This is a genomic window from Microbacterium sp. cf046, assembly GCF_900114345.1.
In the GTDB taxonomy this organism is placed as follows: domain Bacteria; phylum Actinomycetota; class Actinomycetes; order Actinomycetales; family Microbacteriaceae; genus Microbacterium.
This window is the reverse complement of record NZ_FOZJ01000001.1, coordinates 498,732-524,477: the sequence shown is the minus strand read 5'-3', so window position 1 is coordinate 524,477 and position 25,746 is coordinate 498,732. Positions and strand designations below refer to the sequence as shown.

Genomic DNA, 25,746 nt, shown 5'->3' with positions numbered 1-25,746 from the left:
CAGGCTCTCTGGCTCGATGCGGTCTGAGCCACAGACTAGCCAACCCTCCGCGGGTCGAAGCGGTCCCCGGCGCGGCGGAGGGACTACGCGTGCCGCGCGAGCGCGGCGTCGAGTTCGCGTGCCACCACGCTCCAGTCGCGGGAGCGCGCCCGCTCGCGCGAAGACGCCTGCAGCGCGCGCAGCGCATCCTCGTCATCGGTGAGTGCCGCGAGCGCCAGTGCGAGCGCGTCCGTGTCGCCCGCGGGAACGAGCACTCCAGCCCCGCCGCACGCCTCGGGGATGCCCCCGATGTCCGAGGCGATGACGGCCGCGCCCGACGCCATGCCCTCCAGGACCGTCAGCGCGAAGGGCTCCGGCCATCGCGAAGGGACCACGACGACATCGGCATCCGCGAGCAGGCGGACGACCTCCGCGCGCGGCTGGAACGGCAGGAACTCGATGCGTGAGCCCAATGGCGCGGATGCCTGACGCAGCGACCTCTCGAACGTCGAGGGCGCCGAGCGCGGGTCGAAGCCCTCCGAGCCGATCACCTTCGTGTGGATGTCAGGCCGGTTCAGCCGAGTCAGGGCATCGACGAGCACGTCCGCGCCTTTGTCGGGCACCATGCGCCCGAGGAAGGCGACGTGCAGCGGCCGGCCGGACGGACGCGGCGGAGCATCGAATGCGGCCACATCGACGCCGTTGGCGACCACTTCCACCCGGCCCCGAAGAGCAGGTGGCAACGACGACTGCAGCCGCTCCGCGAGGTAGGAGCTGACGGCGATGATCGCCGCGGCGGGATCGAGGGTCGCGCCCGCTTCGCGTCGGCTGTACGAACGGAGCAGGTCGTTGTGCGCGTAGAGGACCGGAGTGTGCCTGGCGGCATCGACGACGGGAACGAGCTGGACCGCGTTGTGGCCGATCACGAAAGCCGGGTCCCACGAATCCTGGTCGATCAGCGCCGCCCGGTACCGGTCACGGGCTCGGCTGCGGCTGAGGCCCCACCTCGAGCGCACGGCGTCGACATAGCGATCCACCCGGTGCGTCGGACGCTGCCGGTATTCGAGAACGTCGGCGCTGTCGTAGCGGTCGGCGTACGTGCCCGCCGCGACGAGGACCGCGGGCCGCGGCGAGCCCGGTGCACGTGCGACGGAGAGGCCGTGCACGACCGAGACGGTCGCCGATCCCGTCAAGGGCGAGAAGTGATCGCCGGGCGTGATGACGTGGATCAGGCGCCGCCGCGACTCCCCGCTCCCGGTCACACGGCGAGCCTAGTGCCGCGGTCGCGCACGTCGGCTGAATCGGCGCCCGAGGCGGCTCTGCACGCCTCCCGGCAGACCACGAGGCTGTGTCCTCAGCGCCCACCAGATCGCGCTCGCGGCGCCCCGCACATCGCCGCGCGCCAGTGATCGACGGGCGGATCCCGTCGCGCGCCACCACGCGTAGCGCTCGTTGTGACGCAGGCGCTCGGTCAGCGCATCGGCGAGCGGCTGATCGCCACGGGCCCGTGCGTCCGATCGATGCAGCTCCACGATCCGCCGGATGGAACCGACCAGTTCCCGCGTGCGCTTGGTGGTGTTCTCCTCGTGGGTGCGGTATTCGGTCAGGGTGCGGTCCACGAAGACGAAGGGGCCCCGTCCGGCCAGCCGGAGCGTCAGGTCCAGGTCCTCGGCCTGGCGCATGCGGGAGTGGAATCCCCCGACGGCGAGGAACTCCGACCGCCTGATCATGAGGTTGGGCAGCAGGATGCCGCCCTGACCGCGAGCGATGTCCAGCGGGCCGTCGACCTGCCACTGATCGGCGCGGACCACGACTCTTCCGGAGGCGTCGATGACCTGCATCCCGCAGTACGACGCGACCGCGTCCTGAGCCGCCTCGAGGGCCGCGACCTGCGCGGCGAGGCGATCCGGTAGCCAGCGGTCGTCATCGTCGAGGAACACGAGGTACGCGCCGGACGTCATGCCCACGCCGACGTTGCGCGCGACCGAGACGCCGGAGGCGGCGATCCGGATCGTCCGGGCGCCGGCGACGGATCCGGCGGCACGCTCCACCGCTCGAGCATCCGGCGACCCGTCATCCACGATGACGAGCTCCAGCTGCGCGTAGGTCTGGTGGATGACCGACTCGAGCGCCTCAGGGAGGAAACGACTGACCCGGTTGGTCGCGACGATCACGCTCACGAGAGGATCGGCCGCCGTCATGTGTCGATCGTAGATGCGCCCGTTGGATGAGCTCGTCCGGCTCCCTAGAGTGAGTCCATGGTGCATGGATTCACACGGTGGTGACCGAGGCGAAGTCGATCGGCATCGTCACGATCAACGACGACGGCAACTACGGCAATCGCCTGCAGAATTACGCCCTGCAGCAGGCGCTGCGCCAGATCGGCCGGGCGCCGGAGACCATCCGCAATACGCCTCGTCCATGGCCCCGCGCCATGCTGATCCCCCGCACGATCGACGATCTGCGCTACCGGCCTGCGGAGTTCCTGGAACGCCGCGCCCGCCGCGTGCGCGAGACGGTGGCACGCTCGCGTCCGGCACCACCCCCGTTCCTCGAGCGCCGGCGCGACGCCAACGCGCGATTCACCGCGTCATTCATTCAGACGTCTGAGATGCAGTTCGCCGACGCGCCTCGTCGGTACTGGGCTGAGCGGTATGACCGGGTGATCGCCGGGTCGGATCAGGTGTGGAATCCGCATTACCGCCGGGCGAACGGCATGGACTTCCTCGACTTCACTTCGCCGGAGAATCGGGTGTCTTACGCCGCGAGCTTCGGGGCCGCCGCGGTGCCGCGCTTCCTGCACGCGCACTACGCCCGCTGGCTCGAGCAGATCCCCCACCTGTCCGTCCGGGAGCGCAGCGCCGCGGAGGTCGTCCGTGCACTGACCGGACGCGACGTGCCCGTCGTCCTGGATCCCACTCTGCTGCTGACGCGCGCCGAATGGGACGAGCTGATCGAGGACGAACCGAGGATCGAACCCGAACCGTACGCTCTCCGCTTCATGATCGGGCGCCTCACCCCGCAGCAGGAGGCAGGGGTCGGCGAGGTGGCGGCATCCCCGCGGGTGGCCGACCTCCACGATCTCGAGAGCCCCGTGCACGCCGATGTCGGGCCGGTGGGGTTCGTCGCCGCGATCGCGCACGCGTCGGTCGTGATCACCGACTCGTTCCACGCGTGCGTCTTCGCACTGCTCTTCCGGCGACCACTTGTGGTGTGCACGCGGTTCCGGAGCGACTCCAGGATCGGGTCGCTGCTGGAGGCCCATGGCCTCGAGCTGGAGCCCACGTCGGCTGACGGGGTCGGTGTGCTGCGCGACGTCGACTGGGATGCGGCGGAGCGCGCGCGAGAGCTCCAGCGAATCGGCTCCCTCGGATTCCTGCGTGCCGCCCTCGACGCCGACAGCCTCTCGACTTCAGCTGAGAGGGTCGTCCCGCCTACTGCAGCGCCGAGGTGAGCCTGGCGAGGTTGTCGAGCACGGTGGAGCGCAACGGCTGCCGCTCCCACTCCTCGAGCGTGAGCTGACGGCTCAGCGCGCGGTAGCTCGCCTCGACGTCGCGCATCTCGGTGACGAACTGCTCACCGCGCACGAGCATCGAGATCTCCATGTTCAGACCGAATGAGCGCATGTCCATGTTGCTGGAGCCGATGATGCCGAACCCGTCGTCGATCGTCATCGACTTGCTGTGCAGGATGTAGGGCTTGCGGTACATCCAGATCTTCACGCCGGCCCGCAGCAGGACCTCGTAGTAGCTGCGCTGGGCGTGATAGACGATCGCCTGATCGCCTTCCTCCGAGACGAACAGCTCCACGTGCAGCCCGCGGTGGCAGGCCGTGGTGATCGCGTTGAGCAGGGCTTCGTCGGGCACGAAGTACGGGCTGACGATGATGATCTTCCGCTGCGCGTAGTAGATCAGGCCCAGGAACAGTCGCAGGTTGTTCTCGAACTCGAACCCGGGACCGGACGGGATGATCTGGCAGTCGAGGTCACCGGGCCCGGACTTCACGTCGAAGAGGTCGATCTCGTCCGTGAGGATCTCGTCGGTCTCGCTGTACCAGTCGGAGAGGAAGACCGCGTTGACGGATGCGACCACCGGACCCTCGAGCCGGGCCATCAGGTCGACCCAGTGCAGGCCGCGCTTGATGTTCTTCTTCAGGTTGTAGGTCGAGTCCGTCACGTTCTGCGAGCCCATGAAAGCGACCTGCCCGTCGACCACGAGCAGCTTTCGGTGGTTGCGCAGATCGGGACGCTGGTACTTGCCCTTGAACGGCTGCACGGGCAGCATCAGGTGCCATTGCGCGCCCATCGCGTCCAGTCGCTTCAGCGTCTTCTTGTAGAACGGCTTGCCGCGGTTGGCCCAGTGGTCGAGCAGCACGCGCACCGTCACGCCGCGTGCGGAGACCTCCTCGAGCGCGCGGAAGAGGTTGTCGGTCGACTCGTCGGTCTGCAGGATGTAGAACTCGATGTGCACGTAGCGGTCGGCTTCGCGGATGGCGTCGGCCATCGCGTCGAGACTCTCCTGGTAGTCGGAGATCAGGTGGGCGGCGTTGTCGCCGGCCAGGGGCATGGCGCCGAGATTGCGGTTGAGGGTCACCATCGAGGTGAACCAGTCCGGCGCGTGCGGGCGCAAGGTGCCGAAATCGAGGTGCTCGCTGGTGTCGTGGATGTAGGTGTTGATCTGCTCCTGCATGCGGCGGCGCTTGCGCGGCAGGCGCGGGTTCCCGATCAGCAGGAACAGGAAAACCCCGATCAGGGGGATGAAATAGATCGCCAGCAGCCACGCCATCGCGGCCGTCGGCCGGCGATTCCTCGGAACGATGATGATCGCGGCGATGCGGATCGTCAGGTCGGTGAGGAAGACGAGGATCACCCACCACGACGCATCGAACGTGATCGTCATGTAGTGGCCTCCCCGCCCGGCGTTCCCCCAGCGTAGTGGGAGTTCGGCTCAGCGCTCGGTTGCCGCAGGTGCCGGCGGGAGGCCGCGCTTGGCGCGCTCCTCCGCCTCGATGCGCGCGTAGACGCGGCGCTCCGTGCGGTCGGCGCGCAGGATGCTCCGCAGGATGAAGAAGAAGAGGGCGCTGACCACGACGGTGGGCAGCAGCGACCAGAACACGGCCACCCAGTAATCATCCATGACTCAAGGATACCGTCCGACGATTCCTCCCCACCCCGCCCGTCGACCGCGACCCTCCACGGGCCTCCGCACCGCCCGTCCGGCGGGGCGTACGCTCGAACAGGGTCGTGGCATGACCACGATCGTCAAGGCCGCGAACGCGGCGCAGTTCCTGTCCCTCATCCCGAAGATGCTCGGATACCACCCCGTTCGCAGCCTCGTGCTCGTCCCGTTCGCGGGGTCCCGCAGCATCGGCGCGATGCGGTTCGACCTGCCCGCAGCGGATGAGGCCGACGAGACCGACCGCATCGCGGCGACCCTCATCGGCATGGTGTGCAGGCTGCCTGATGCCGACGCCGTCGCGGCGATCGCTTACACGGACGAGTCGTTCGCTCATGGCGGGATGCCGCACCGCGACCTCATCGCGGCGCTCGAGCGCCGCGCGGACGCCTGCTGTGTGCGTGTGACCGATGCGCTCTGCGTCGCGGCAGACGCATGGGGTTCGCAGTTCGACCCCACCTGCCCCGGGTTCGGCCGGCCGCTCGAAGAGCTCGGCGACGCGCCGAAGGGGGCCGAGCAGCTGTCGGTCGCCGAAGGCGATCAGGCCGCGGGCGCCGCGCTGCCGGACGTCGACGTGGCTGAGAAGGAGCGCACGGCCCGGGCACTTGCCGCGCTCGAGGATGCCGTCCGGCTCGTCTGCGGGCCGGACTCGGCCGGCACGGCTTCGAGCGAACGCACGACTGGCCCAGCCGATGCGGCCCCAGCTTCATCCCAGGACGGCCGGCGCGTGGATCCCCAGGCGCTCTCGGCCGTGTGCGGACTGGACGACCTGCCAACCCTGTTCGAGGAGGCGATGCACTGGGATGCCTCCTCCCTCGCCCCCTTCGATGCAGCAGCGCTCGCCTGGTGCCTGGCTCGCCCTGCGCTGCGCGACATCGCCCTCGTGCAGTGGTGCGGCGGGATGGCGGCAGGCGATGAGGCCCTCGATGCGCAGCTGCGCTGGGAGTCCGGCGAGGAGTACCCGGCACACCTCGCGATGCAGATGTGGGGGGAGGGCGAGCGGCCGGACCCCGACCGGCTGGAAGCCGCGCTGGCCCTCTCCCGACGCATCGCGGCCGCGGCACCGCGCGCGGTCCGTGCCGGTCCGCTTGCGACCTGCGCATGGCTGGCCTGGGCGCTGGGCCGCTCGACGCACGCCGAGCGCTACGCGTCGCTCGCGTGCGAGATCGAGCCCGAGCACGGGCTCGCCGAGATCGTCCGCTCCTTCGTGCTTGCGGGGCATCTTCCCGACTGGGCGTTCCGGCGTCCCTGAGCCCGGTGCTGCGGCCTGGATTTCTACTTGACCAGTGGGAACAGGATCGTCTCGCGGATGCCGAGACCGGTGATCGCCATGAGCAGTCGATCGATGCCCATGCCCAGCCCGCCCGATGGCGGCATCCCGTGCTCGAGCGCCCGCAGGAACTCCTCGTCGACGCGCATCGCCTCGACATCGCCGCGCGCGACGAGCTTGGCCTGCTCGGTGAAGCGCTCGCGCTGGATCACCGGGTCGACGAGCTCGGAGTATCCGGTCGCGAGTTCGAATCCGCGGACGTACAGGTCCCACTTCTCGACGACGCCCGGGATCGAGCGGTGCTCCCGCACCAGCGGGCTGGTGTCGAGCGGGAAGTCCATGACGAACGTCGGCCGCACGAGGTCGCCTTTCACGAAGTGCTCCCACAGCTCCTCGACGAGCTTTCCGTGCGTGGCGAGCGGCGGCTCCTCGATGCCCTCGCGTGCCGCGAGCGCGCGGAGCTCGTCGAGCGAGGTCGCCGAGGTGATCGACACGCCCGATGCCGCCGACAGCGAGTCGTACATCGAGATGCGGTCCCACTCGCCGCCGAGGTCGTACTCGGTGCCGTCGGCCCACGTCACGGTGGTCGAACCGGCGACCGCGAGCGCCGCGTTCTGCACGAGGTCCTGGGTGAGATCGGCGATCCCGTTGTAGTCGGAGTACGCCTCGTACGACTCGAGCATGGCGAACTCCGGACTGTGCGTGGAGTCGGCGCCTTCGTTGCGGAAATTGCGGTTGATCTCGAACACGCGGTCCAAACCGCCGACGACCGCGCGCTTGAGGAACAGCTCCGGCGCGATGCGAAGGAACAGCTCGGTGTCGAACGCGTTCGATCGGGTGACGAACGGGCGGGCAGAAGCACCGCCGTGCTGAACCTGGAGCATCGGGGTCTCGACCTCGATGTACCCGCGGTCGGCGAAAGTCTGCCGCAGAGAAGCGTTCACCTTCGCGCGGGCGCGCACGGTCTCACGTGCCTGGTCGCGCACGATCAGGTCGAGATAGCGACTGCGCACGCGACTCTCCTCGGAGAGCTCGCCGTACATGTTGGGCAGCGGGAGGATCGCCTTCGCGGCGATCTGCCACTCCGACACCATGATCGACAGTTCGCCTCGGCGACTGGAGATCACTTCGCCGGTGATGAAGACGTGGTCGCCGAGGTCGACCAGGTCCTTCCACTGCTGGAGGGACTCCTCGCCGACTCCGGCGAGGGAGACCATCGCCTGGATGCGGCTGCCGTCGCCGGCCTGCAGGGTGGCGAAGCACAGCTTGCCGGTGTTGCGGCTGAACACGACACGACCCGCCACCGCCGCGGTCGCGCCGGTCTCGGCACCGGCCTCGAGATCTCCGTACCGGGCGCGCAGATCGCTGATCGTGTCGGTGATCGGGAGGCTGACCGGGTACGCGCCGCCGGCTGCGTCGGTCCGCTCGGCGATCAGCCGCTCGCGCTTGGCGAGCCGTACGGCCTTCTGCTCGAACACCTCGGCAAGCTCAGTGGGGTCGATGTCCTCGTCGGTCGGTTCGATCTCGTCGTCGGGCGCAGGGGCAGTGCTCATCGTGTGGGGGCTCCTCGGAAGTCGGTCCCAAGTCTATCGGCGGGCACCTGCGCGCCTCCCGAACCCTGCTCAGCCCGGCAGTTCGGTCGCCTCCCCGAGCGGCAGCCAGCGGATGCGCCCCTGCACATCCGGCGACGCGGTCGAGAAGACGGCCCCGGCCGCTTCCTCCTGCTCCGAGAAGTGGCTCCATCCCTCGACGTGGACCGGGACGACCACTCCGGGCTCGGTCAGCTCGACGAGCTCGACCGCGTCCGCGGCATCCATCGTGTATGTCAGGGGGCCGGTCCGCGGGAACTTCACGCGTCCGATGTGGACGATCATGACATCGGGCCGCATGTTCGCCGCAGCTGCGCGCAGCCCGCCGTACATCACGGTGTCGCCGGTCACCCACAGGCCCGGATGCGGGGTGCTCTCGAGCGTCAGCGCGAACCCGACCACGTGTCCGACGATCGGCGTGGTCAGCGGCGGACCGTGACGACAGGGCGTCGCGGCGACGGTGAGTGGCGGGCGGCCCTCCGCCTGCAGCGTGATGCTCTGGCCCGGCGCGAGTCCGCGCACGTCGGGATGACGCAGCTGCTGCGCGCCCACCTCCGTCGTGAGGACCGTCGTGGCACGACCGAGCGCTTCGCGTCCGGCATCGTCGAGGTTGTCGGCGTGGTGATGATGGCTGACCAGGGCGAGGTCGATCGCGCCGAGTTCATCGAGCTCGACGGCCGGTCCGGTCACCTTCCGAGACGACGTCCCGAGCGCGAACGCGTAGGTCCGCCCAGGCGGATCGAAGGTCGGATCGGTCAGGATGCGCCACCCGTCCCACTCGATGAGGACCGTGGGGCCGCCGATCCGGGTGATGCGCATCCGTGCCTCCGCTCAGCCGAAGCCGATCATCCGTCGATGGTAGCGGTCGGGTCGCCCGTGCCGAGGGAACCCGCATCCGAGAGGGCGTGGTCGACGGTCGAGTGGATGAGCGGTGACAGGTAGCGGCCGGGGCTCGGCACTCCCGCCTGCGCGAGGAGCTCGGTGGACTGCCGGACGATCGATCGCGAGAACTCCGTGGCGGTCGCGAGCGCCTCGGCGTACGCGGGGCGCGCCTCCTCGGCGACCACGACCGGCTCGCAGCCCAGTTCGACGGCGAGCGCCTGGGCGATCGGCAGCACCGGGGCCGGTGCCGTCACTGCGGCGTATGCGTGGGAGAGCTGGCGGAGGTCCATCGAGGTCCCGGTGAACGCGAGCGCCGGGTGGACCGCAAGCGGAATCGCGCCCTTGGCGACGGCCGGCGCGAGCACCGCGGTTCCGTAGCCCGGGTCGGTGTGCAGAACGAGCTGACCCGGCTGCCACGCATCGAGTTCGGCGAGGCCCGCCACGAGTCCCGGGAGCTCGTCATGCGGCACGGCGATCACCACGAGCTCGCTGCGGCGCACGACCTCGAGCGCATCCAGGACGGGCACTCCCGGCAGGATCGCCTCCACCCGCTCCTCGTCCGAGCCTCGCGTGATGCCGACGATCGCGTGGCCGGCGCCCCCGAGCGCGGCTCCGATCACCGGTCCGACCCGGCCCGCGCCGATGATGCCGACCCCCAGCCGTCCGTCGCGCCTCACGGCCGGTCCTCCTGGTCGCCCGGCGACTCGCCCGCCCAGCGATGGCTGTGGTCGCTGGAGGCGGCTGCGAGTGCCGCCGCTTCGGCGTCCTCGAAGACGGCGAGAGCGGCATCCCGATCGATGATCCCCAAGCGGCCCGGGACGCGACCGGGGATCGTGTGAGCCCGGATGCCGGCGACCGACAGCGCGCGGTCGAGGGGTCCCTGCTCGATGCCGATGCTCTGCAGGCGCGCGAGCGGGAAGATCGCGAGCTTGCGCCAGATCGCGCCGCGGCGCAGCAGCAGCCCATGCGGCAGCAGCAGGAACCCGTTGCGCTTCCACGAGAGGGGCCTCAGCGCGCGGGCGCGACGGGGGGTGTTCGTGTACGGGTCCTCCGGCTGCGGGCCCAGGATGCCGTGCTCGAACACGAGTGGCCACTCGTCCTCGGGCAGATTGGGCATCAGCAGACGCAGCACGCGTTCGACGTCGTCGCGGGTCCCGACCGGCAGGACCGTCGTGAACTGATCGTTGCTGCCATCGGCCAGCCCGCGGCCGGAGAGGCGGTTCACCGTGATCGCCCACCAGCCGAACGGGCGCCACAGGATCGACTGGTCGATCTCGACGGCGTGCACGCGACCGGGCGGGAGGATCTCGGTGATCGTCGTGAACAGGCCGAAGGTGATGCGCACCCCGCTCGGCGTGGGGGCGATCGAATAGCGCAGCGAGCGTGTGATCGTGCGCACCCAGTAGGCGCCGAAGCCGATCAGCGCGGGGACGAGCGTGAAGAGCACCCACGGCGTTCCGGCGATGGATCCGACCACGATCGCGATGACGATCGCGATCAGCCACAGGGTCGACGTGCTGAGCAGGCGGGACGCGATCAGTCGCCCGACCGGGATGTGCACGACGGACTCCGGCTCGCTGACCGGTTCCTCCGCGCCCGCGATCAGCCCGTTGATCCCCGCGCTGACGACGGATGCCGCCGCCGCACGCCTCGTCACACCCGGCGCGGCGCCGGCCGCCCTCGCCTCGGCGAGCCGTCGCCCGGAGGCGAGGCGGAGGATGTCGGCGCGGACCGCTTCGGCGTTCGAGGTGGACAGGTACTCCAGCTTGACGTTGGAGTCCAGCCCCGCGCCGACCACTTCGAGCTTCGCCATACCGACCAGGCGGGCGAACATCGGCCTGGTCAGGTTGACGCCCTGCACGCGGTCCAGCGGTGCGCGCCGGTGCGTGCGGAACAGCACGCCGCTGCGCACCTCGACGTCGTCGCCGGTGATCCGGAACGTGTGGAAGCGCCAGGAGAGGAAGAACAGCCCGATGAGCACCAGCAGCACACCCAGCAGCACCGCTCCGGCAAGCAGATACAGGTTGTTGGCGATGATGAAGTCGATCGGATCGCCGCCGCGCCATTCCTCGACCTGGACGTCGATGTCGATGTCGTCGTCGAGCCAGGGAAGGAAGATGAACACGAGCCGATCCCGCAGATTGGCGATCACGATTCCGGCGATGACGACCAGGAAGAGCCCGCCGCGGAACAACGGGGTCAGCGGATGGAGGCGGTGCCACTCGCCGTCGGTGAGCGACGGCGCCGCGCGCGGGGTCTCGGCGGCAGCGCCGGGTGCGCTCGCGGGTGGGGGAGGCTGCGTGGTCACCCTTACAGGCCCGTCCTACGGGTCTCGGCGACGTCGACCAGCGTGTCGCGCAGCTGCTCGGCCGCCTGCTGTGTGAGGCCGGGAATCACGACACCGGTGGATGCCGCCGCGGTCACGAGCTTGAGCTGCGCGATGCCGAATCCACGGTCCAGCGGTCCATGCGTGATGTCCACGAGCTGCATCCGGCCATAGGGGACGGCGACGACCCGCTGCCACAGGATGCCCCGACGGAACACGAGGTCGTCATGACGCAGCTGATAGCCGTACGCACGCGCCTGGCGGGGGGTGATGACGAGGGTCCAGATCAGGATGATGAGGAAGATCCCGCCCGGGATCCACGCCCACCACTGGTGCCACAGGAGCGTCAGCAGCAGGACGGCGACCAGCACCACCAGCGCCATGGCTCCTGTCGAGATCAGCTGCACCCACACGTACTGGCGGGCCAGCTGGTGCCAGGTGCCGTCGCCGAGCGGAAGGCGTGCGGATGACCGCGGCTCGCGGATCGTGTCGTACGTGTCGCGATCGAGCACGTCGGAATCGACCACGGGATCCTGAACCCGGTCAGGTTCTGATTCCGGGGTCTTCGCCTCCGGGATGTTCGTCATCATCGTCCTTCCGGATCGTGCAGAGGTGCTCCGCGTAAAGGCCCGCCGCCACCAGCGCGGCACCGCAGACCGCGGTCGCGATGATGGCGCCCAATGAGCCTAGCGACGGTGAAACCGGGCGGGTCAGCAGGAAGAGGGCCAGCCCGCCGGCGATGCCCGCGACCGCAGCGCCCACGATGCTGGAGGCCTTCGCCAGCATCGCGATCCGCACCGCCCAGAACGGGTTGACCGGCGCGGCGAGGGTGCCGCGCGTCGCACGGCGGATCGGCAATGCGAGCGCCACGACGATCGCCCCGAGCAGCACCAGGAAGATCGGGAGCGTGATCGAGGGCGTGAACGTTGCGCGGCCGGCCGCGGTGAGTGCCTGATCGAGCAGGAAGCCCACCGCGACGCCGATCGCCGCGGCGATGATCAGAATGCCGGCGCCGGTGCGCCTCATGGGGCGTCTCCGAGCCGGGCGATCAGCTCGTCCACCCGTCCCCGGCCGGGAAGCTCGGCATCCGGATCGATCGACAGCCACGGCACCAGCACGAAGTCGCGCTCGGCGGCACGCGGATGCGGCAGCGTCAGGACGGCGTCGCTGCTGACCACCTCGCCGTATGCGATGAGATCCAGATCGAGTGTGCGGTCGCCCCACCGTTCGCGGCGCTCCCGGCCGTGGCGCGCCTCGATCGCCTGGAGGAACGCGAGGAGCACCGACGGCGCGAGTCGCGTCGTGAGGATCGCGACGGCGTTCAGGTACGCCGGCGCATCGGCATCCGGTCCATCCGGCTTCACGGCGACCGACTCGACAGCCGCAGACGCGCGAACCGCGTCGACCAGGGGAAGCCGTTCGAGCTCGCTGATCGCGGCGTCCAGCGTCGCGGCCCGATCGCCGAGGTTCGCACCGAGGGCGACGACGGCTCGGACGGCGGGGTGCTCCGTGCGCGTGATGTCTGCGCTGAACCCCTCGGCGAGGCGGCGGTTCACGAGGGTGCTCCCCACTCATCGGTCTTCGCACGGCGGATGGTGACGGACACGTCGGCGAACTCCCGCTCGATCGGGGCATCGGGCTTGTGGACGGTCACCGCGACCATGCGCACCCGCTCGTTCTCGAACAGCATGTCGGCGATGCGCTGTGCGAGCGTCTCGAGGAGGTTCACGGGCTCGCCCGCGACGATCTCGGCGATACGCTCGGCGACATCGCCGTAGTGCACGGTGTCGGCGACGTCGTCGCTCGCGGCGGCCGCCTTCGTGCTGACGAAGAGCGTCACGTCGATCACGAAGTACTGCCCATCGCGTCGCTCATCGTCGTAGACGCCGTGGCGCCCGAAGACGCGCAGGCCGGTCAACGTGATCTCGTCTGCGAAATCCATCACTCGCTCCCCTGGTCGCCGGCGTGCGGGCGCCACCACGACGATGCGACATCCAGCGCGTCCCGCGTCGCGATCACATCGTGCACGCGCACCGCCCAGGCGCCGGCGTCGGCGGCGAGCACGCTCGTCACTGCCGTGGCCAGGTCTCGTCGCATCTCCGAGACCCCGTCGCCGTCGACGTCCGCGCTCAGCAGCTCGGCGAGGAACCGTTTGCGGCTCGTGCCGACCAGCACGCGATGACCGAGGCCGATGACTCGCGGCAGCGCGCGCAACACGTCCCAGTTCTGCGCGCCCTTCTTGCCGAAACCGATCCCCGGATCGACGATCAACCGCCCGGGCGGAATGCCGGCAGCGGCGGCCGCGTCGACGCGCTCGGCGAGTTCCCGCATCACCTCGCGGACGACGTCGCCGTATTCGGCGCGGGCGTACATGTCGGCCGATGGACCCCGCCAGTGACCGAGGACGAGCTCCGCGGTGGTGGTTGCGACTGCCGAGAGGAGATCGGGATCGGCCAGGCCGCCCGACACGTCGTTGACGATCCGCGCGCCGGCGTCGACGGCCGCGAGCGCGGTCGAGGCGTTCATGGTGTCGATGCTGACGACGACGCCGGCCTCGGCGAGGGCCTGCACGACCGGGAGGACGCGCTCCTGCTCGACGCGGGGGGCCACCCGTTCCGCACCCGGCCGCGTGGACTCCCCGCCCACGTCGAGCAGGTTCGCGCCTTCTGAGCGCAACCACAGGCCATGGGCGATCGCGGTGTCCGGGTCGACGAAGCGGCCTCCGTCGCTGAACGAGTCGGGGGTCACGTTGACGATCCCCATGATGAGCGTCGTCATTCGCGCGACGCTCCGAGCAGCGCGATCAACTCCGCCCGGGCGGCCGGTTCGGACAGGTCGCCGCGCGCGGCGATCGTGACGGTGGAGGCGTCGGACTGCTGGTCGCCGCGCATCGTGACGCACTCGTGCATCGCATCCAGGACCACCAGCACGCCTCGGGCATCGAGGGATGCGGCGATCGTGTCGGCGATCTGCTCGCCGAGGCGCTCCTGCACCTGCGGGCGGGACGCGAGGATCTCGACGAGCTTGGGCAGGGCGCCGAGGCCGACGACCTGCTCGCCTGGCAGGTACGCGATGTGCGCGTGCCCGCGGAACGGCAGCAGGTGATGCTCGCACACCGAGCGGAAGCGGATGTCGCGGAGCATGACGGCGCCGGACGGCACCGTCTCGGGGGCAGGACCCCGGGCGACCGAGATCGTGTGCGCGAGCGGGGCCGCAGCATCCTCCCCCACGCCGGAGAAGAACTCGCCGTACGCGTCGGCGACGCGCTGCGGGGTCATGCGCAGACCCGGGCGCTCGGGATCCTCCCCGATCGCCACGAGCAGATCCTGCACGAGCGCGGCGATGCGCTCACGGTCTACGGCCACGGGCCGAGCCTACGCGGTCGCTGGCCGCGCCTGCCCGGTCGGACGGCGCTTCGGAGCCTTCTCGGGCGCGGTCTGCTCCGCCTCGACGGATGCGGCCAGGCCTGCCTCGGCGCGGCGCTTGGGCACCTCGACCGGCGGCTGGTGCGAGACCGGGCGCTCATTGCTGGAGAGCCACTGCGGGCGCGGCGGCAGCCGCTTGACGTCCTTGAAGATCTCAGCGAGCTCCAAGTGATCGAGCGTCTCCTTCTCGAGCAGTTCGAGGGCGAGGCGGTCGAGCACCTCGCGGTTGTCGTTCAACACCTGGTATGCCTCGTTGTGGGCCTGCTCGATCAGCGCGCGCACCTCGATGTCGATCCGCTCGGCGATCTTCTCGCTGAACTCGCGTCCGTGGCCCATGTCGCGGCCCATGAAGACCTCGCCGCTGGCGGAGCCGAGCTTGACCGGGCCGACCTCGTTCGTCATGCCGTACTCGGTGACCATCTTCCGCGCGATCCCGGTTGCCTTCTCGATGTCGTTCGAGGCCCCGGTCGTGGGGTCGTGGAACACGATCTCCTCGGCGACACGACCGCCCATCGCGTAGGTGAGCTGATCCTGCAGCTCGTTGCGGGTGACGGAGTACTTGTCGTCGAGAGGCAGCACCATCGTGTAACCGAGGGCCTTGCCGCGGGGCAGGATCGTCACCTTCGTGACCGGGTCGGTGTTGTTCATGGCCGCGGCCGCGAGCGCGTGACCGCCCTCGTGGTAGGCCGTGATGAGCTTCTCCTTGTCGCGCATCACACGCGTGCGACGCTGCGGACCCGCGATGACCCGGTCGATGGCCTCGTCGAGCGCGCGGTTGTCGATGAGCTGCGCATTCGAGCGAGCAGTCAGCAGAGCCGCTTCGTTCAGGACGTTCGCCAGGTCGGCGCCGGTGAAGCCGGGTGTCTTGCGCGCGACGACCTCGAGATCGACGCCCTCGGCGAGCGGCTTGCCTCGTCCGTGCACCTCGAGGATCCGCTTGCGACCCTTCAGGTCGGGCGCGTCCACGCCGATCTGCCGATCGAAGCGGCCCGGTCGAAGTAGGGCCGGGTCCAGGATGTCGGGGCGGTTGGTCGCCGCGATCACGATCACGTTCACCTTCGGGTCGAAGCCGTCCATCTCGACGAGCATCTGGTTGAGCGTCTGCTCGCGCTCGTCGTGACCGCCGCCCATCCCGGCGCCGCGGTGGCGTCCGACGGCGTCGATCTCGTCGATGAAGATGATCGCGGGCGAGCTCTCCTTGGCCTGGTTGAACAGGTCGCGCACGCGGCTCGCGCCGACGCCGACGAACATCTCGACGAAGTCCGAGCCAGAGATCGAGTAGAACGGCACGCCGGCCTCACCGGCGACGGCGCGGGCGAGCAGGGTCTTTCCGGTTCCCGGAGGGCCGTACAGCAGCACGCCCTTCGGGATGCGGGCGCCCACGGCCTGGAACTTCGAAGGGTCCTTCAGGAAGTCCTTGATCTCCTGCATCTCCTCGATGGCCTCATCGGCGCCTGCCACGTCGTCGAATGTGACGGTGGGGGATTCCTTGGAGACGAGCTTCGCGCGGGACTTGCCGAACTGCATGACCTTGCTGCCGCCGCCCTGGGCGCTCGAGAGCAGGAACCAGAAGAGCACACCCAGCAGCAGCAGGGGCAGCATGAGCGAGATGAAGCCGTCGAACCAGCTCGGACGCGGCACGGCGTCGTTGAAGCCGTCCGCGGGGTCGGCGGCATTGATCGCGTCGACCACTTCGGAGGCGCGTGCCGTCACGTAGTAGAACTGCACGTCGGTGGCGCCGTCGTACGGCTCCGACAGCTTCATGTCGACGCGCTGGTCGCCGTCGGTGTTGAGCACCTCGGTCACCGTGGTGCCGTCGAGCAGCTTGAGACCCTCCTGGGTGGAGATCTGCTTCGCCCCGCCCAGGCTCGAGATGAGCGAGAACCCGACGATCAGGAAGATGCCGATCAACAGCACGTAGAAGAGCGGGTTTCGAGTGATCTTCTTGAAGTCCATGGTGCGGGCGGCGCCCGTTCCCTTTCGTCGACGATCCGTTCGCGCGAGGGCTCGATGCCACGGCAACGGTGAATTCAGGGTATCGCGGGCGGTCTATGCGGAGTCTGTGCATTCGCCTACGGCGTAAGCCGCCGGCACGAGCACGGCTCGGGGTCCCGGTCGCGTCAGCCGTACACGTGGGGCGCCAGGATGGCGACATCACGCAGGTTGCGGTACTTCTCGGCGTAGTCCAGGCCGTACCCGACGACGAACTCATTGGGGATGTCGAAGCCGACGTAGCGGCACTCGACATGCACCTTGGCGGCATCCGGCTTGCGCAGGAGGGCGAACACCTCGACGGATGCCGCTCCCCGCGATGCGAAGTTCTCGAGGAGCCAGCTCAGGGTGAGGCCGGAGTCGATGATGTCCTCGACGATCAGGACGTGCCTGCCGTGGAGGTCGGTGTCCAGATCCTTCCGGATCTGCACGACTCCGCTGGACTGGGTTCCGGCGCCGTACGAGGAGACCGCCATCCAGTCGATCGGCACGAGGGTCGGAAGCGCTCGGGAGAAGTCGGCCATGACCATGATCGCGCCCTTGAGGACGCCCACGAGCAGGAGGTCCTTTCCGGCGTAGTCGTCGGCGACCTGCGCCGCGATCTCCTCGAGCTTGACGAGGATCTGCTCCTCGGTGACCAGGACCTGCGTGATCTCACTCTGGACGTCGGCGGCGCGCATGTCTCGAGTGTAGGTGTCGGGGCAAGCCCCCACCCAGTGGCCCGGGTCGCAGCCGGACAATAGGCTGGCGATCGCGGGCACCGAGGCCCGTCACGACGAGGGGGTTCCCTGTGGCCGGTATGGACGACATTCTCGAGGCGCTTCCGATCGACGACATCGCCGCGCAGCTCGGGGTCGACCCGAGCGAGGCGAGACGGGCGATCGAAGAAGGCGGAGCGACGATTCTGAGCGGCCTTCAGCGCAACGCGCAGACGCCCGAGGGCGCATCGGCGCTCGAGAAGGCGCTCGGCAAGCACGGCAGCGAGGTGTCGGGCGGCACGGTCGACCTCAACGCCCTCGACACGGCCGACGGGCAGAAGATCCTCGGGCACATCTTCGGCGGACAGGAGCAGGCGGTCGCGCAGAAGCTGACGGATGAGCCGAAGACCGCGGGCATCGACTTCGGAAAGCTGCTGCCGATCCTCGCGCCGATCATCCTTGGACTCATCGCGAACCGGCAGAAGGGCGCTGCGCCCGACAGCAGTGCCCCCGCGGACGGCGGCGGCGGACTCGGCGACCTCATCGGCGGCCTGCTCGGCGGCGGTGCGACCGGATCAGGCGGGGCCGCACCCGGCGGGATCGACATCGGCGGCCTGCTCGGAGGGCTCCTCGGCGGCCAGAAGTAGGCGGGCTGCGCCGACTCAGGATGCGGTGAACTCGAGCCTTCCGCCGACGCGGCGGGCGCGGCATCCGGGCAGGTCGATCGGCCCTTGACCCGACCAGTCGGTGACGAGACGGGCCACCCCGAGGGTCTGCGCGCGCGTCAGGCTCGCACCGAACTCGGACGCGACGACGTGCCGGATGATCCGGTGCCGCAGGGCCGCAGGGTTCGCGGCAAGAGCCGCCGCCGATACCGAGATGCCCGCCTCGGCGTGCTCGACGATGTCTTCGATCGTCTCGTCGATCATCTCGTCGAAGGCGTCGGCGTCTTCGCGCAGCTGCGCGGCGGTGCGGGCGAGCGCCTCGGCGATGCCCGGGCCGAGTTCGGCCTCGAGCACCGGCAGCACGCGCTCGCGCACCCGCACCCGCGTGAAGCGCGGATCGACGTTGTGCGGATCGTCCCAGACCTCGAGCTGCTCGGCCGCGCACGCCGCTCGGGTCGTCGCCCGCCGCACGCCCAGCAACGGCCGCAGGAGTGCGATGCCGGGCGCGAGCTCGGCAACCGGCGCCATGCCCTGCAGGCTCGTCGAGCCCGAGCCTCGCGCCAGTCCGAGCAGAACGGTCTCGGCCTGGTCGTCCAGGGTGTGTCCCACGAGGACGGCAGAAGCTCCCGCACCCGATCCGGCATCCGCCAGCGCCCGGTACCTGACCGCGCGGGCGGCCGCCTCCGGCCCCCCATCGGCACCGACGTCGACCCGGACGACGAGCGGGGCGAGACCCAGTCGCATCGCCTGACGCGCAACGGCCTCGGCGAGGTCAGCCGATCCCGGCTGCAGGCCGTGATCGACCGTGACGGTCGTGGCCCGGATGCCGCGCTTGGGCGCCTCGAACGCGACGGCGGCGGCGAGTGCGAGCGAATCGGGTCCGCCCGACAGCCCGACGATCACCGCGGATCCGTCGGCAAGGCCGGCAAGGGCACCGCGAACCGCCAGGCGCACCTCGGCGACCGCGGGGTCGAGGCTCGGGCGTTGCGTCACGGAGCCACGGTACCGGGCACCGGTCGCCAGAACTCCACCGATCTGCGCGCGGGCGGCGCGAACGAGCGGCGCTGGAGGCGTCCGCCGAACCGGACGGGTGGAGTTCTGCCGCGGAAAACGCGACGACTAGGCTGGTGCGCGGCATCCGCACCCGTCACCAAGGAGCACACGCATGGTCGCACACGACGCCGTCATCGAGATCCCACGCGGCAGCCGCGTGAAGTACGAGGTCGACCACGGCACCGGGCGCGTCTTCCTTGACCGCGTCCTGTTCACGCCGATGGGCTACCCGGCCGACTACGGGTTCTTCGAGAACACCCTCGGCGAGGACGGCGACCCGCTGGATGTGCTCGTCCTGCTCGATGTCACCCTGTTCCCCGGAGTCATGGTCAACGTGCGGCCGGTCGGCGTGCTGCGCATGAGCGACGAGGCCGGCGGCGACGACAAGCTCGTGGCCGTCCTCACGAAGGACCCGCGCTGGAGCCACATCCAGGACCTCGCGGACGTGCCGGAGTACACGAAGAAGGAGATCGAGCACTTCTTCGAGCACTACAAGGATCTCGAGCCGAACAAGTGGGTCAAGGTCGACGCATGGGCCGGCAAGGACGAGGCGGAGCGTCTGCTCGCCGAGTCGATCGTCCGCTTCGCAGAGCACGAGGGCGAGACCAAGACCCAGGGTGAGGGTGTCGCGCCCAAGACCGTCTGACGACGGTTCGGCTTCGGCTCAGAGCCAGATGCCCCGGTCCGCCATAAACGGCTCCGGGTTGGTGGTGCTGCCGTTGACGTACACCTCGAAATGCAGGTGGCAGCCGAAGGAGTTGCCGGTGTTGCCGGTCGCAGCGATCAGCTGGCCGGAGTTGACCCACTGGCCCCAGCCCACATAGAAGCCGCCGTTGGAGATGTGCGCGTACCCGGTGGCGATGCCGCCGCCGTGATCGATCTTGATGTAGTTGCCGTATCCGCCGTTGTATCCCACGTAGACGACGGTCCCGGCCTGAGCCGCGTAGATGCCCGACCAGCACGCCTGACCGAGGTCGGTGCCCTCGTGATAGCCGCTCGAGCAGTACCCGCTGCCGCACTGGACGTAGCGGGGACCGTAGCCGGACGTGATCCCGCCGGAACCCGGCCTGGCCCACCCGGAACCGGAGACCGCCCCGCCGGCGCCACCGCCGCCGCCGCCTCCTGAGGGTGCCGCGGCCGCCGCCTCCGCGGCACGGCGCTCGGCCTCGGCGCGCAGCTCGGCCTGACGCTTCTCCTCGGCGATGCGTGCCGCCTCGACGCCCGCCTGATAGTCGGCGATCGTCTTGGCGGTGGTGTCCTGCAGAGCCGCGAGCTGAGCCTCCAGGGTCGAGAGGTTCGCCTTCTGCGCATCCAGGGCGGCCTGCGCGGCGTTCGCCGCCTCCTGCGCGGCGACCATCTTCTGCTCCGCGTCGCGCTGCAGACGGTCGCGCTCATCGCGCGCGACGACTGCCTGGTCGCTGAGGCTCTGTGCCGAGTCGCGCGCGGTGACCGCGTCCGCGTACACGGCGCTGTTGCGCTCGATGAGCTTGTCCATCGTGCCCAGTCGCGCCAGCAGGTCATCCGTCGAGGCCGCCGAGCTTGCGAAGAATAGCTCGAGGGACGTGTCGTCGCCGCCGTTGCGGTAGAGCTGCGCCGCGAGCCGACCGGCCTTGTTCGCGGACTCGGTGGCCTGCGCGGCCTGTGCATCGGCCTGGGACTGCAGCTCATCGGCGCGGCGCGCCTGAGCGAAGAACGCCTGCTGCGCCTCGTAGAAGATGTCGGACGCGACCTTTGCGGCCTCCTGCGTGCGAGCGACCTCGTTGTTGAGGCTCTGGATGAGCCCTTGGATCTTGGACACCTCGGCGGCCTTGGCGGCCTCGTTGGCTTTCGCGGCCTGAACGTCGTCCCACGACGGGTAGTCCGCGGCGAAGGCGCTCGAGATCGCGGGACCTCCGGCCACCCCCAGCGCCACGACGCCGAGCCCGATTCCGAGCGCGCTGCGACGGCTGACGGCGGGCCAGAGACGCCGGCGCTCGACGGATGTCGGCGCGCAGCCGCACTCGTCGAGGGTCTTCTCGGAGTCCACTGATCCTCCCGTCGCGAAGTCGACTTCCCTCACACTAGCAACATGAGTCACACGCGCAACGGAAAGCACTGCTTTTCCATGGTGCTCCTGTTCGCGCGGATCCGCACCTGCCTATTCCACCTAGGTGATCGGACGCACATCGTCAGGCGCGCGCTCGATTGGCGGATCAGCGGGGGATTGCGTATGCTTGAGCGTCGGTAACGGTGAGCCTCCGGGTTCATCCGGCCCCATCGTTTAGTGGCCTAGGACGCCGCCCTTTCACGGCGGTAGCACGGGTTCGAATCCCGTTGGGGTCACTCCCGACAACAACACAACTTCATACGCATGGCCCTGTAGCGCAGTTGGTTAGCGTGCCGCCCTGTCACGGCGGAGGTCGCGGGTTCAAGTCCCGTCAGGGTCGCTCCACAGCGACGGGCCCTTTCTTCGAAGAGGGCCCTTCGTCTAGGACGCGGCATCTCGCACGCCGCGAGGCTCTGTAGCTCAGTTGGTAGAGCGCACGACTGAAAATCGTGAGGTCACGGGATCGACGCCCGTCGGAGCCACTGAGACCCTCTTCTGGCTTCTACAGGAGGGGGTTTCTTCATTCCCGCCCTCGCCCGGCCGCCTGCGATGCCATTGACGGCGGATGCCGGACTTGGAAGTCTGACCGGCATGACGATGTCGGAGCGAGCAGTCCGGGCGAAATCGTCCGTGGACAGGGTCACGGCGTTCTTCGATCGGATGCAGGGGATCGCGGACGATCCCGATGCGCTGGATTTCACGTTCGGCAACCCGCACGAGATGGCGCTGCCCGGTCTCACCGACGCCATGCGCGCGCAGCTCGAGCCGCGATCGGTCGACTGGTATGCGTACAAATCGAACGAGCGCCCCGCCCAGGAGGCCGCCGCGGCCGGGCTGAGCCGCGAGCTCGCACTGGAGTTCGAGCCCGATGACATCGCGATGACCCAAGGCGCCTTCGGCGCGATCGCGCTCGCTCTCGCGCTCGTGGCGGATGCGGGGGATGAGATCGTCATCCCGGTGCCGGGCTGGTTCTGCTACGAGCCGATGCTGCTCGCCGCGAACCTCGTTCCGGTCACTGCTGCGCTCGACCCCGCGGACTTCTCGCTCGACATCGACGCCATCGCCCGTGCGATCACTCCGCGGACTCGGGTCGTGATCGTGAACTCGCCGTCCAACCCGACCGGCCGGGTCTTCCCGAAGCAGACGTGGGACGAGCTCGCGGACGTGCTGGAGCGCGCATCCCGTGCGCACGGACGCCGGATCTGGCTGCTCTCGGACGAGCCGTATCGCCGCATCCGCTTCGACGGGATCGGGTTCGCGAGTCCGGTGGGCTCGTATCCGTGGACGATGATCGACTACAGCTACGGCAAGGTCCTGCTGGCCCCTGGCCAGCGACTCGGCTACCTCGCGCTGTCGCCGCTGCTGCCGGCATCCGACCGCGACGTGCTGCGCAGCGCGTTCATGCCCGTCCAGCTCGCGATCGGCTGGGGCTTCCCGAACGCGCTGATGCAGTACAGCGTGCCTGCATTGGAGAGCGTGTCGATCGACATGGCGGAGCTGACGCGCAAGCGCGACCGGCTCTACGGGGCGCTCAGCGATGCGGGCTACACGCTGACCCGGCCGGAGGGCACGTTCTACCTCTGGGGCGAGGCCCCGGGCGGCGACGCCCAGGCGTACTGCGACGACCTGGCCGCGCAGGGCGTCCATCTCATGCCCGGGACGATCTTCGATCGGCCGGAGCACTTCCGGGTGTCCCTGACGGCGACGATGGACATGATCGATCGCGCGCTCCCCGCACTCGTGGCGGCCGCGCGGACGCCGTAGCGCCGCGCCGGCCGCCACGGCGTCCGGCGATGATCAGTGCGCGATCGCGGGCTCGTTCTCGGGTGCCGCGGCGACCGGGGCTTGTGCGAGCGACAGCCCGTTTCCGCGCCGACGGAACAGCAGCGCCGCGATCACGGCGCCGGTCGCGAAGAACGCCGCTCCCCACCAGTACGCCGTCGAGTACCCGGCCAGCGCCGCCTGGATGCCGACCTCCTGGGTCACGGGTGCGTTCGCGACCAGGAAGTCCGCAGCCGCGGTCGCCGCCAGCGTGTTCAGCAGCGCGGTCCCCACCGAGCCGCCGACCTGCTGGCTCGTGTTCACCGTTGCGGACGCGACTCCGGCGAAGTGCCTGTCGACGCCGAGGGTGGCCGTCTGCATCGATGCCGGCATGATCGTGCCCATCGCGAAGCCGATCACCATGAGCGGCGGCATGATGTTCGCGGCATAGGCGCTCGAGCCGTCGAGGAACGTGAGCCAGATCATGCCGATCGCGCCGAGTGTCATGCCGACCGGAACCAGCACCTTGGGACCGAACCTCGGCACGAAGATGTTGGTGCCGAGCTGGGCGGCCAGCACCAGCATCCCGATCATCGGCAGGAAGGCCAGACCCGTCTGGATCGGCGAGTACCCGAGCGTGAGCTGCAGGTAGTAGGTGACGAACAGGAAGATCCCGAACATCCCGGCGCCGGCGATCATGACCGACAGATAGGCGGCTCCGCGGTTGCGGTCCAGGAGGATGGACAGGGGAAGCAGCGGGTGCGCCGCGCGCAGCTGCCAGAGGACGAACGCGACGAGCAGGATCGCGGCGGCCGCCAGCATGCCCCACGTGAGCGGCGAATCCCAGCCGTCGGTCTCGGCGTTGGAGAATCCGAAGACCAGACCGAACAGCCCGGCCGAGACGAGGATCGTTCCGGGGATGTCGAGCTTCGGACGCGGGCCGGTGCGGGCCATCAGCGGGATGTAGATCAGCGCGCCGATGAGCGCCACCGCGGCGATGAACACGTTGATGTACAGGTTCCAGCGCCAGTTGAGCGCTTCGGTGAGGATGCCGCCGAGCAGGAGCCCGATCGCACCGCCGGCGCCCGCGATCGCGCCGAACCCGCCGAAGGCGCGAGCGCGCTCCTTCGGGATCGTGAAGGTCGTGGTCAGCACCGCAAGCGCGGTGGGCGCCAGGAGCGCACCGAACGCCCCCTGGAGGGCACGCGCGCCGACGAGCAGCTCGAACGTGCCGGCCGCTCCGCCGAGCGCTGAGGCGATCGCGAACCCGATGAGACCGATGATGAAGGTGCGCTTGCGGCCCATCAGGTCGGACAGGCGACCGCCGAGCAGCAGCAGGCTGCCGAAGGCGAGCGAGTAGGCGGTGATGATCCACTGGCGCTGGCCGTCGGTGAAGCCGAGATCGGCCTGAGCGGACGGGAGGGCGATGTTCACGACGGTGGCGTCGAGGACGACCATGAGCTGCGCGAGGCCGACCACGGCGAGGGTCATCCAATGACCCCGGTTGGTCGGGGTCGGCGTTGTGGGGAGAGAAGACATGAATGCCACTATATACGGTACTATTGAGTTCCGGATCTAACCGGTTCAGGAATTTACCTCCCGGTAATATCGGACCGGACCCGAAAGGAGGCGCCCTGCGATGACGCAGCTCGACCTCGTCGACGACAAGCCACGGCTCGGCCGTAAGCGCGACCACACCCGCGACCCCGAGATCCTCGAAGCCGCCCTCGACGTGCTCGCGGAGACGGGATACGACGGCATGACTGTCGACATGGTCGCCGCGCGCGCGAAGGCGGGGAAGGCGACCCTCTACCGCCGATGGGCGTCGAAGTCCGAGCTCGTCCTCGATGCGGTCGCGTGCATGAAGTCCAGCGACATCGACCTCGCGTCGCCGCCCGACACCGGCTCCCTCCGCGGGGATCTGGTCGCGCTCGTGAAGACCCCCACGATCCGTGAGAGCGAGCGCAAGCTCAAGGTCATGGCGGGCATCGTGTCGATGATCGCGCGCGATCCGGAACTCGCCGAAGCCGCACAGGAGGCTCTTGTGGAGCCGCGCGCTGCGGCCAACCGCATCATCTTCCAGCGAGCGATCGATCGCGGGGAGATCCCGGCCGACGTCGACATCGAGAAGCTCTGCCTGGTGGGCCCGGCGATGGTCGCCTATCGGACACTGATGCTGCGCAAGCCCGTGGACCGCGAGTTCATGATCGGCAACATCGATCGCATCATCCTGCCTGCGGCCGGCATCCGGCCCTGAATCTCGGCGAGACGACCAGCGCGACAGCGCCCCGGCGCGTCGCTCAGGAACCGAGCGTGACGTCGACCTGGATCTCGGCGGCGAGCTGCTCGAGCGCGGACTGCACCGCATCCACCTCGACGGATGCCGGCACCCTCGCGACGATCGTCGCCTCGAACAGGCGGCCGCCCGACATCGCGGCATCGCGGGTCTCGCTCGACATGCGCTCGATGCTGATCCCGTAGGAGCTCAGCGTCGAGGAGATCTCGCGGACGATGCCCGGATGGTCGTTGCCGAGCACGCGGAACCCGAACTCGCGCGATCCGGCGAGCTCCCCCGCCGCCGCGCCGCTCGCGTGGACCGTGACCGTCAGCAGCCCGTCGAGCGCCGAGAGCGCGGCGCGCAGCTCGTCGACCCGATCCGTCGCGACGGACACCTCGATGATGCCCGCGAACGCCCCGGCGAGCTCGGCGAGCTGGCTGTTCTCCCAGTTGCCGCCGTGCGCGTCCACCGCGTCGGCGACCGCTGCCACGAGCCCGGCCCGGTCGGCCCCGACGACGGTGAGCACAAGCGTTGTCATGGGCTCAGCGTACCGACCGCGGCCCGGCCG

26 protein-coding genes and 3 tRNA genes are annotated in these 25,746 nt (G+C 69.4%); 9 read left to right on the top strand and 20 right to left on the bottom strand.

All coding sequences use genetic code 11. The annotated features are described in order from the left end of the window. Positions 1-83: 83 nt before the first annotated feature. Together BM349_RS02435 and BM349_RS02430 are read right to left on the bottom strand one after the other, a co-directional pair. Positions 84-1,241, bottom strand: a complete 1,158-nt coding sequence (locus BM349_RS02435; protein ID WP_091702229.1) for a glycosyltransferase family 4 protein — start codon at positions 1,239-1,241, stop codon at positions 84-86. Between the two features lie 9 nt (positions 1,242-1,250). After that, the gene (locus tag BM349_RS02430; RefSeq protein WP_175525161.1) at positions 1,251-2,180 is read right to left on the bottom strand and encodes a glycosyltransferase family A protein; all 930 of its coding nucleotides are present in this window, start codon (positions 2,178-2,180) and stop codon (positions 1,251-1,253) included. 77 nt (positions 2,181-2,257) lie between these two features. Between BM349_RS02430 and BM349_RS02425 the strand changes: the two genes are divergently transcribed. After that, positions 2,258-3,433 carry a polysaccharide pyruvyl transferase family protein gene (locus BM349_RS02425; RefSeq protein WP_175525160.1) on the top strand — a complete coding sequence of 392 codons (1,176 nt, stop codon included), beginning with the start codon at positions 2,258-2,260 and terminating at the stop codon, positions 3,431-3,433. Here BM349_RS02425 and cls read toward each other — a convergent pair. Both cls and BM349_RS02415 read right to left on the bottom strand, forming a co-directional pair. Then, complete coding sequence (gene cls / locus BM349_RS02420) at positions 3,414-4,877, bottom strand: cardiolipin synthase (RefSeq protein WP_091702218.1); 1,464 nt, start codon at positions 4,875-4,877, stop codon at positions 3,414-3,416. The two genes, BM349_RS02425 and cls, sit on opposite strands and share 20 nt — an antisense overlap. A 48-nt stretch (positions 4,878-4,925) precedes the next feature. Next, complete coding sequence (locus BM349_RS02415; RefSeq protein WP_091702215.1) at positions 4,926-5,114, bottom strand: hypothetical protein; 189 nt, start codon at positions 5,112-5,114, stop codon at positions 4,926-4,928. Positions 5,115-5,226: 112 nt separating this feature from the next. On the opposite strand from BM349_RS02415, the gene BM349_RS02410 reads away from it, so the two are divergent. Continuing rightward, complete coding sequence (locus tag BM349_RS02410) at positions 5,227-6,405, top strand: DUF4192 family protein (RefSeq protein WP_091702212.1); 1,179 nt, start codon at positions 5,227-5,229, stop codon at positions 6,403-6,405. 23 nt (positions 6,406-6,428) lie between these two features. Here the strand turns inward: BM349_RS02410 and lysS are convergent, their stop codons facing one another. The 12 genes from lysS to hpt form a co-directional block, all read right to left on the bottom strand. Continuing rightward, complete coding sequence (lysS, locus tag BM349_RS02405) at positions 6,429-7,976, bottom strand: lysine--tRNA ligase (protein ID WP_091702209.1); 1,548 nt, start codon at positions 7,974-7,976, stop codon at positions 6,429-6,431. A gap of 69 nt (positions 7,977-8,045) precedes the next feature. Next, positions 8,046-8,831 (bottom strand): MBL fold metallo-hydrolase, encoded by a 786-nt coding sequence (locus BM349_RS02400; RefSeq protein WP_091702205.1) that lies wholly within the window; start codon positions 8,829-8,831, stop codon positions 8,046-8,048. Between the two features lie 26 nt (positions 8,832-8,857). Next, a complete protein-coding gene (locus BM349_RS02395; RefSeq protein ID WP_091702200.1) occupies positions 8,858-9,571 on the bottom strand; it encodes a Rossmann-like and DUF2520 domain-containing protein in 714 nt (237 codons plus the stop codon). After that, the gene (locus BM349_RS02390; RefSeq protein WP_091702196.1) at positions 9,568-11,202 is read right to left on the bottom strand and encodes a PH domain-containing protein; all 1,635 of its coding nucleotides are present in this window, start codon (positions 11,200-11,202) and stop codon (positions 9,568-9,570) included. Before BM349_RS02390 ends, BM349_RS02395 begins: the two co-directional genes overlap by 4 nt. Positions 11,203-11,204: 2 nt before the next feature. Continuing rightward, complete coding sequence (locus tag BM349_RS02385) at positions 11,205-11,807, bottom strand: PH domain-containing protein (RefSeq protein WP_091702192.1); 603 nt, start codon at positions 11,805-11,807, stop codon at positions 11,205-11,207. Beyond that, a complete protein-coding gene (locus BM349_RS02380; RefSeq protein WP_091702189.1) occupies positions 11,764-12,246 on the bottom strand; it encodes a DUF3180 domain-containing protein in 483 nt (160 codons plus the stop codon). Before BM349_RS02380 ends, BM349_RS02385 begins: the two co-directional genes overlap by 44 nt. Continuing rightward, on the bottom strand, positions 12,243-12,776 hold the full coding sequence (gene folK, locus BM349_RS02375; protein WP_091704768.1) for a 2-amino-4-hydroxy-6-hydroxymethyldihydropteridine diphosphokinase: 534 nt from the start codon (positions 12,774-12,776) through the stop codon (positions 12,243-12,245). The genes BM349_RS02380 and folK overlap by 4 nt, the downstream gene beginning before the upstream one ends. Next, a complete protein-coding gene (gene folB / locus BM349_RS02370; protein ID WP_091702186.1) occupies positions 12,773-13,162 on the bottom strand; it encodes a dihydroneopterin aldolase in 390 nt (129 codons plus the stop codon). The genes folK and folB overlap by 4 nt, the downstream gene beginning before the upstream one ends. Continuing rightward, positions 13,162-13,998 (bottom strand): dihydropteroate synthase, encoded by an 837-nt coding sequence (gene folP, locus BM349_RS02365; protein WP_091702181.1) that lies wholly within the window; start codon positions 13,996-13,998, stop codon positions 13,162-13,164. The genes folB and folP overlap by 1 nt, the downstream gene beginning before the upstream one ends. After that, on the bottom strand, positions 13,995-14,585 hold the full coding sequence (folE, locus tag BM349_RS02360) for a GTP cyclohydrolase I (RefSeq protein ID WP_091702177.1): 591 nt from the start codon (positions 14,583-14,585) through the stop codon (positions 13,995-13,997). The genes folP and folE overlap by 4 nt, the downstream gene beginning before the upstream one ends. Positions 14,586-14,594: 9 nt before the next feature. Continuing rightward, the gene (gene ftsH / locus BM349_RS02355; protein ID WP_091702174.1) at positions 14,595-16,601 is read right to left on the bottom strand and encodes an ATP-dependent zinc metalloprotease FtsH; all 2,007 of its coding nucleotides are present in this window, start codon (positions 16,599-16,601) and stop codon (positions 14,595-14,597) included. Between the two features lie 164 nt (positions 16,602-16,765). Further along, the gene (gene hpt, locus BM349_RS02350) at positions 16,766-17,317 is read right to left on the bottom strand and encodes a hypoxanthine phosphoribosyltransferase (RefSeq protein WP_091702170.1); all 552 of its coding nucleotides are present in this window, start codon (positions 17,315-17,317) and stop codon (positions 16,766-16,768) included. Between the two features lie 119 nt (positions 17,318-17,436). Between hpt and BM349_RS02345 the strand changes: the two genes are divergently transcribed. After that, positions 17,437-17,982: a DUF937 domain-containing protein gene (locus BM349_RS02345; RefSeq protein ID WP_091702165.1), complete on the top strand. Its 546-nt coding sequence runs from the start codon at positions 17,437-17,439 to the stop codon at positions 17,980-17,982. Between the two features lie 15 nt (positions 17,983-17,997). Here the strand turns inward: BM349_RS02345 and tilS are convergent, their stop codons facing one another. Continuing rightward, on the bottom strand, positions 17,998-18,993 hold the full coding sequence (gene tilS / locus BM349_RS02340; RefSeq protein ID WP_091702162.1) for a tRNA lysidine(34) synthetase TilS: 996 nt from the start codon (positions 18,991-18,993) through the stop codon (positions 17,998-18,000). A 172-nt stretch (positions 18,994-19,165) separates the two neighbouring features. On the opposite strand from tilS, the gene ppa reads away from it, so the two are divergent. Then, on the top strand, positions 19,166-19,699 hold the full coding sequence (ppa, locus tag BM349_RS02335; protein WP_091702158.1) for an inorganic diphosphatase: 534 nt from the start codon (positions 19,166-19,168) through the stop codon (positions 19,697-19,699). Between the two features lie 18 nt (positions 19,700-19,717). Here the strand turns inward: ppa and BM349_RS02330 are convergent, their stop codons facing one another. Then, complete coding sequence (locus BM349_RS02330) at positions 19,718-21,079, bottom strand: M23 family metallopeptidase (RefSeq protein WP_091702154.1); 1,362 nt, start codon at positions 21,077-21,079, stop codon at positions 19,718-19,720. 223 nt (positions 21,080-21,302) lie between these two features. Here BM349_RS02330 and BM349_RS02325 point away from each other — a divergent pair. The 4 genes from BM349_RS02325 to BM349_RS02310 all read left to right on the top strand — a co-directional run bounded on the left by BM349_RS02325 (position 21,303) and on the right by BM349_RS02310 (position 22,903). Next, positions 21,303-21,375: transfer RNA gene (locus BM349_RS02325), tRNA-Glu, on the top strand. Positions 21,376-21,405: 30 nt separating this feature from the next. Continuing rightward, positions 21,406-21,479: transfer RNA gene (locus BM349_RS02320), tRNA-Asp, on the top strand. 69 nt (positions 21,480-21,548) lie between these two features. Then, positions 21,549-21,621: transfer RNA gene (locus BM349_RS02315), tRNA-Phe, on the top strand. Positions 21,622-21,769: 148 nt separating this feature from the next. Next, complete coding sequence (locus BM349_RS02310; RefSeq protein WP_254773688.1) at positions 21,770-22,903, top strand: aminotransferase class I/II-fold pyridoxal phosphate-dependent enzyme; 1,134 nt, start codon at positions 21,770-21,772, stop codon at positions 22,901-22,903. 33 nt (positions 22,904-22,936) lie between these two features. Here BM349_RS02310 and BM349_RS02305 read toward each other — a convergent pair whose 3' ends face one another. Further along, complete coding sequence (locus BM349_RS02305; RefSeq protein WP_091704765.1) at positions 22,937-24,439, bottom strand: MFS transporter; 1,503 nt, start codon at positions 24,437-24,439, stop codon at positions 22,937-22,939. A gap of 100 nt (positions 24,440-24,539) precedes the next feature. Between BM349_RS02305 and BM349_RS02300 the strand changes: the two genes are divergently transcribed. Next, a complete protein-coding gene (locus BM349_RS02300; RefSeq protein WP_091702147.1) occupies positions 24,540-25,157 on the top strand; it encodes a TetR/AcrR family transcriptional regulator in 618 nt (205 codons plus the stop codon). Positions 25,158-25,200: 43 nt separating this feature from the next. On the opposite strand, the gene BM349_RS02295 is transcribed toward BM349_RS02300, so the two are convergent. Beyond that, positions 25,201-25,716 carry a glycine cleavage system transcriptional repressor gene (locus tag BM349_RS02295; protein WP_091702144.1) on the bottom strand — a complete coding sequence of 172 codons (516 nt, stop codon included), beginning with the start codon at positions 25,714-25,716 and terminating at the stop codon, positions 25,201-25,203. Positions 25,717-25,746 lie beyond the last annotated feature (30 nt).

Excerpts from the sequence above, each read along its gene's own strand:
- BM349_RS02415 (WP_091702215.1), bottom strand. The coding sequence starts at position 5,114 with ATGGATGATTACTGGGTGGCCGTGTTCTGGTCGCTGCTGCCCACCGTC.
- BM349_RS02295 (WP_091702144.1), bottom strand. The coding sequence starts at position 25,716 with ATGACAACGCTTGTGCTCACCGTCGTCGGGGCCGACCGGGCCGGGCTC.
- BM349_RS02410 (WP_091702212.1), top strand. The coding sequence starts at position 5,227 with ATGACCACGATCGTCAAGGCCGCGAACGCGGCGCAGTTCCTGTCCCTC.
- folB (WP_091702186.1), bottom strand. The coding sequence starts at position 13,162 with ATGGATTTCGCAGACGAGATCACGTTGACCGGCCTGCGCGTCTTCGGG.
- BM349_RS02300 (WP_091702147.1), top strand. The coding sequence starts at position 24,540 with ATGACGCAGCTCGACCTCGTCGACGACAAGCCACGGCTCGGCCGTAAG.
- hpt (WP_091702170.1), bottom strand. The coding sequence starts at position 17,317 with ATGCGCGCCGCCGACGTCCAGAGTGAGATCACGCAGGTCCTGGTCACC.
- ftsH (WP_091702174.1), bottom strand. The coding sequence starts at position 16,601 with ATGGACTTCAAGAAGATCACTCGAAACCCGCTCTTCTACGTGCTGTTG.
- BM349_RS02345 (WP_091702165.1), top strand. The coding sequence starts at position 17,437 with ATGGACGACATTCTCGAGGCGCTTCCGATCGACGACATCGCCGCGCAG.
- lysS (WP_091702209.1), bottom strand. The coding sequence starts at position 7,976 with ATGAGCACTGCCCCTGCGCCCGACGACGAGATCGAACCGACCGACGAG.
- BM349_RS02385 (WP_091702192.1), bottom strand. The coding sequence starts at position 11,807 with ATGACGAACATCCCGGAGGCGAAGACCCCGGAATCAGAACCTGACCGG.
- BM349_RS02430 (WP_175525161.1), bottom strand. The coding sequence starts at position 2,180 with ATGACGGCGGCCGATCCTCTCGTGAGCGTGATCGTCGCGACCAACCGG.
- folP (WP_091702181.1), bottom strand. The coding sequence starts at position 13,998 with ATGACGACGCTCATCATGGGGATCGTCAACGTGACCCCCGACTCGTTC.
- cls (WP_091702218.1), bottom strand. The coding sequence starts at position 4,877 with ATGACGATCACGTTCGATGCGTCGTGGTGGGTGATCCTCGTCTTCCTC.
- BM349_RS02400 (WP_091702205.1), bottom strand. The coding sequence starts at position 8,831 with ATGCGCATCACCCGGATCGGCGGCCCCACGGTCCTCATCGAGTGGGAC.
- BM349_RS02380 (WP_091702189.1), bottom strand. The coding sequence starts at position 12,246 with ATGAGGCGCACCGGCGCCGGCATTCTGATCATCGCCGCGGCGATCGGC.
- ppa (WP_091702158.1), top strand. The coding sequence starts at position 19,166 with ATGGTCGCACACGACGCCGTCATCGAGATCCCACGCGGCAGCCGCGTG.
- BM349_RS02305 (WP_091704765.1), bottom strand. The coding sequence starts at position 24,439 with ATGTCTTCTCTCCCCACAACGCCGACCCCGACCAACCGGGGTCATTGG.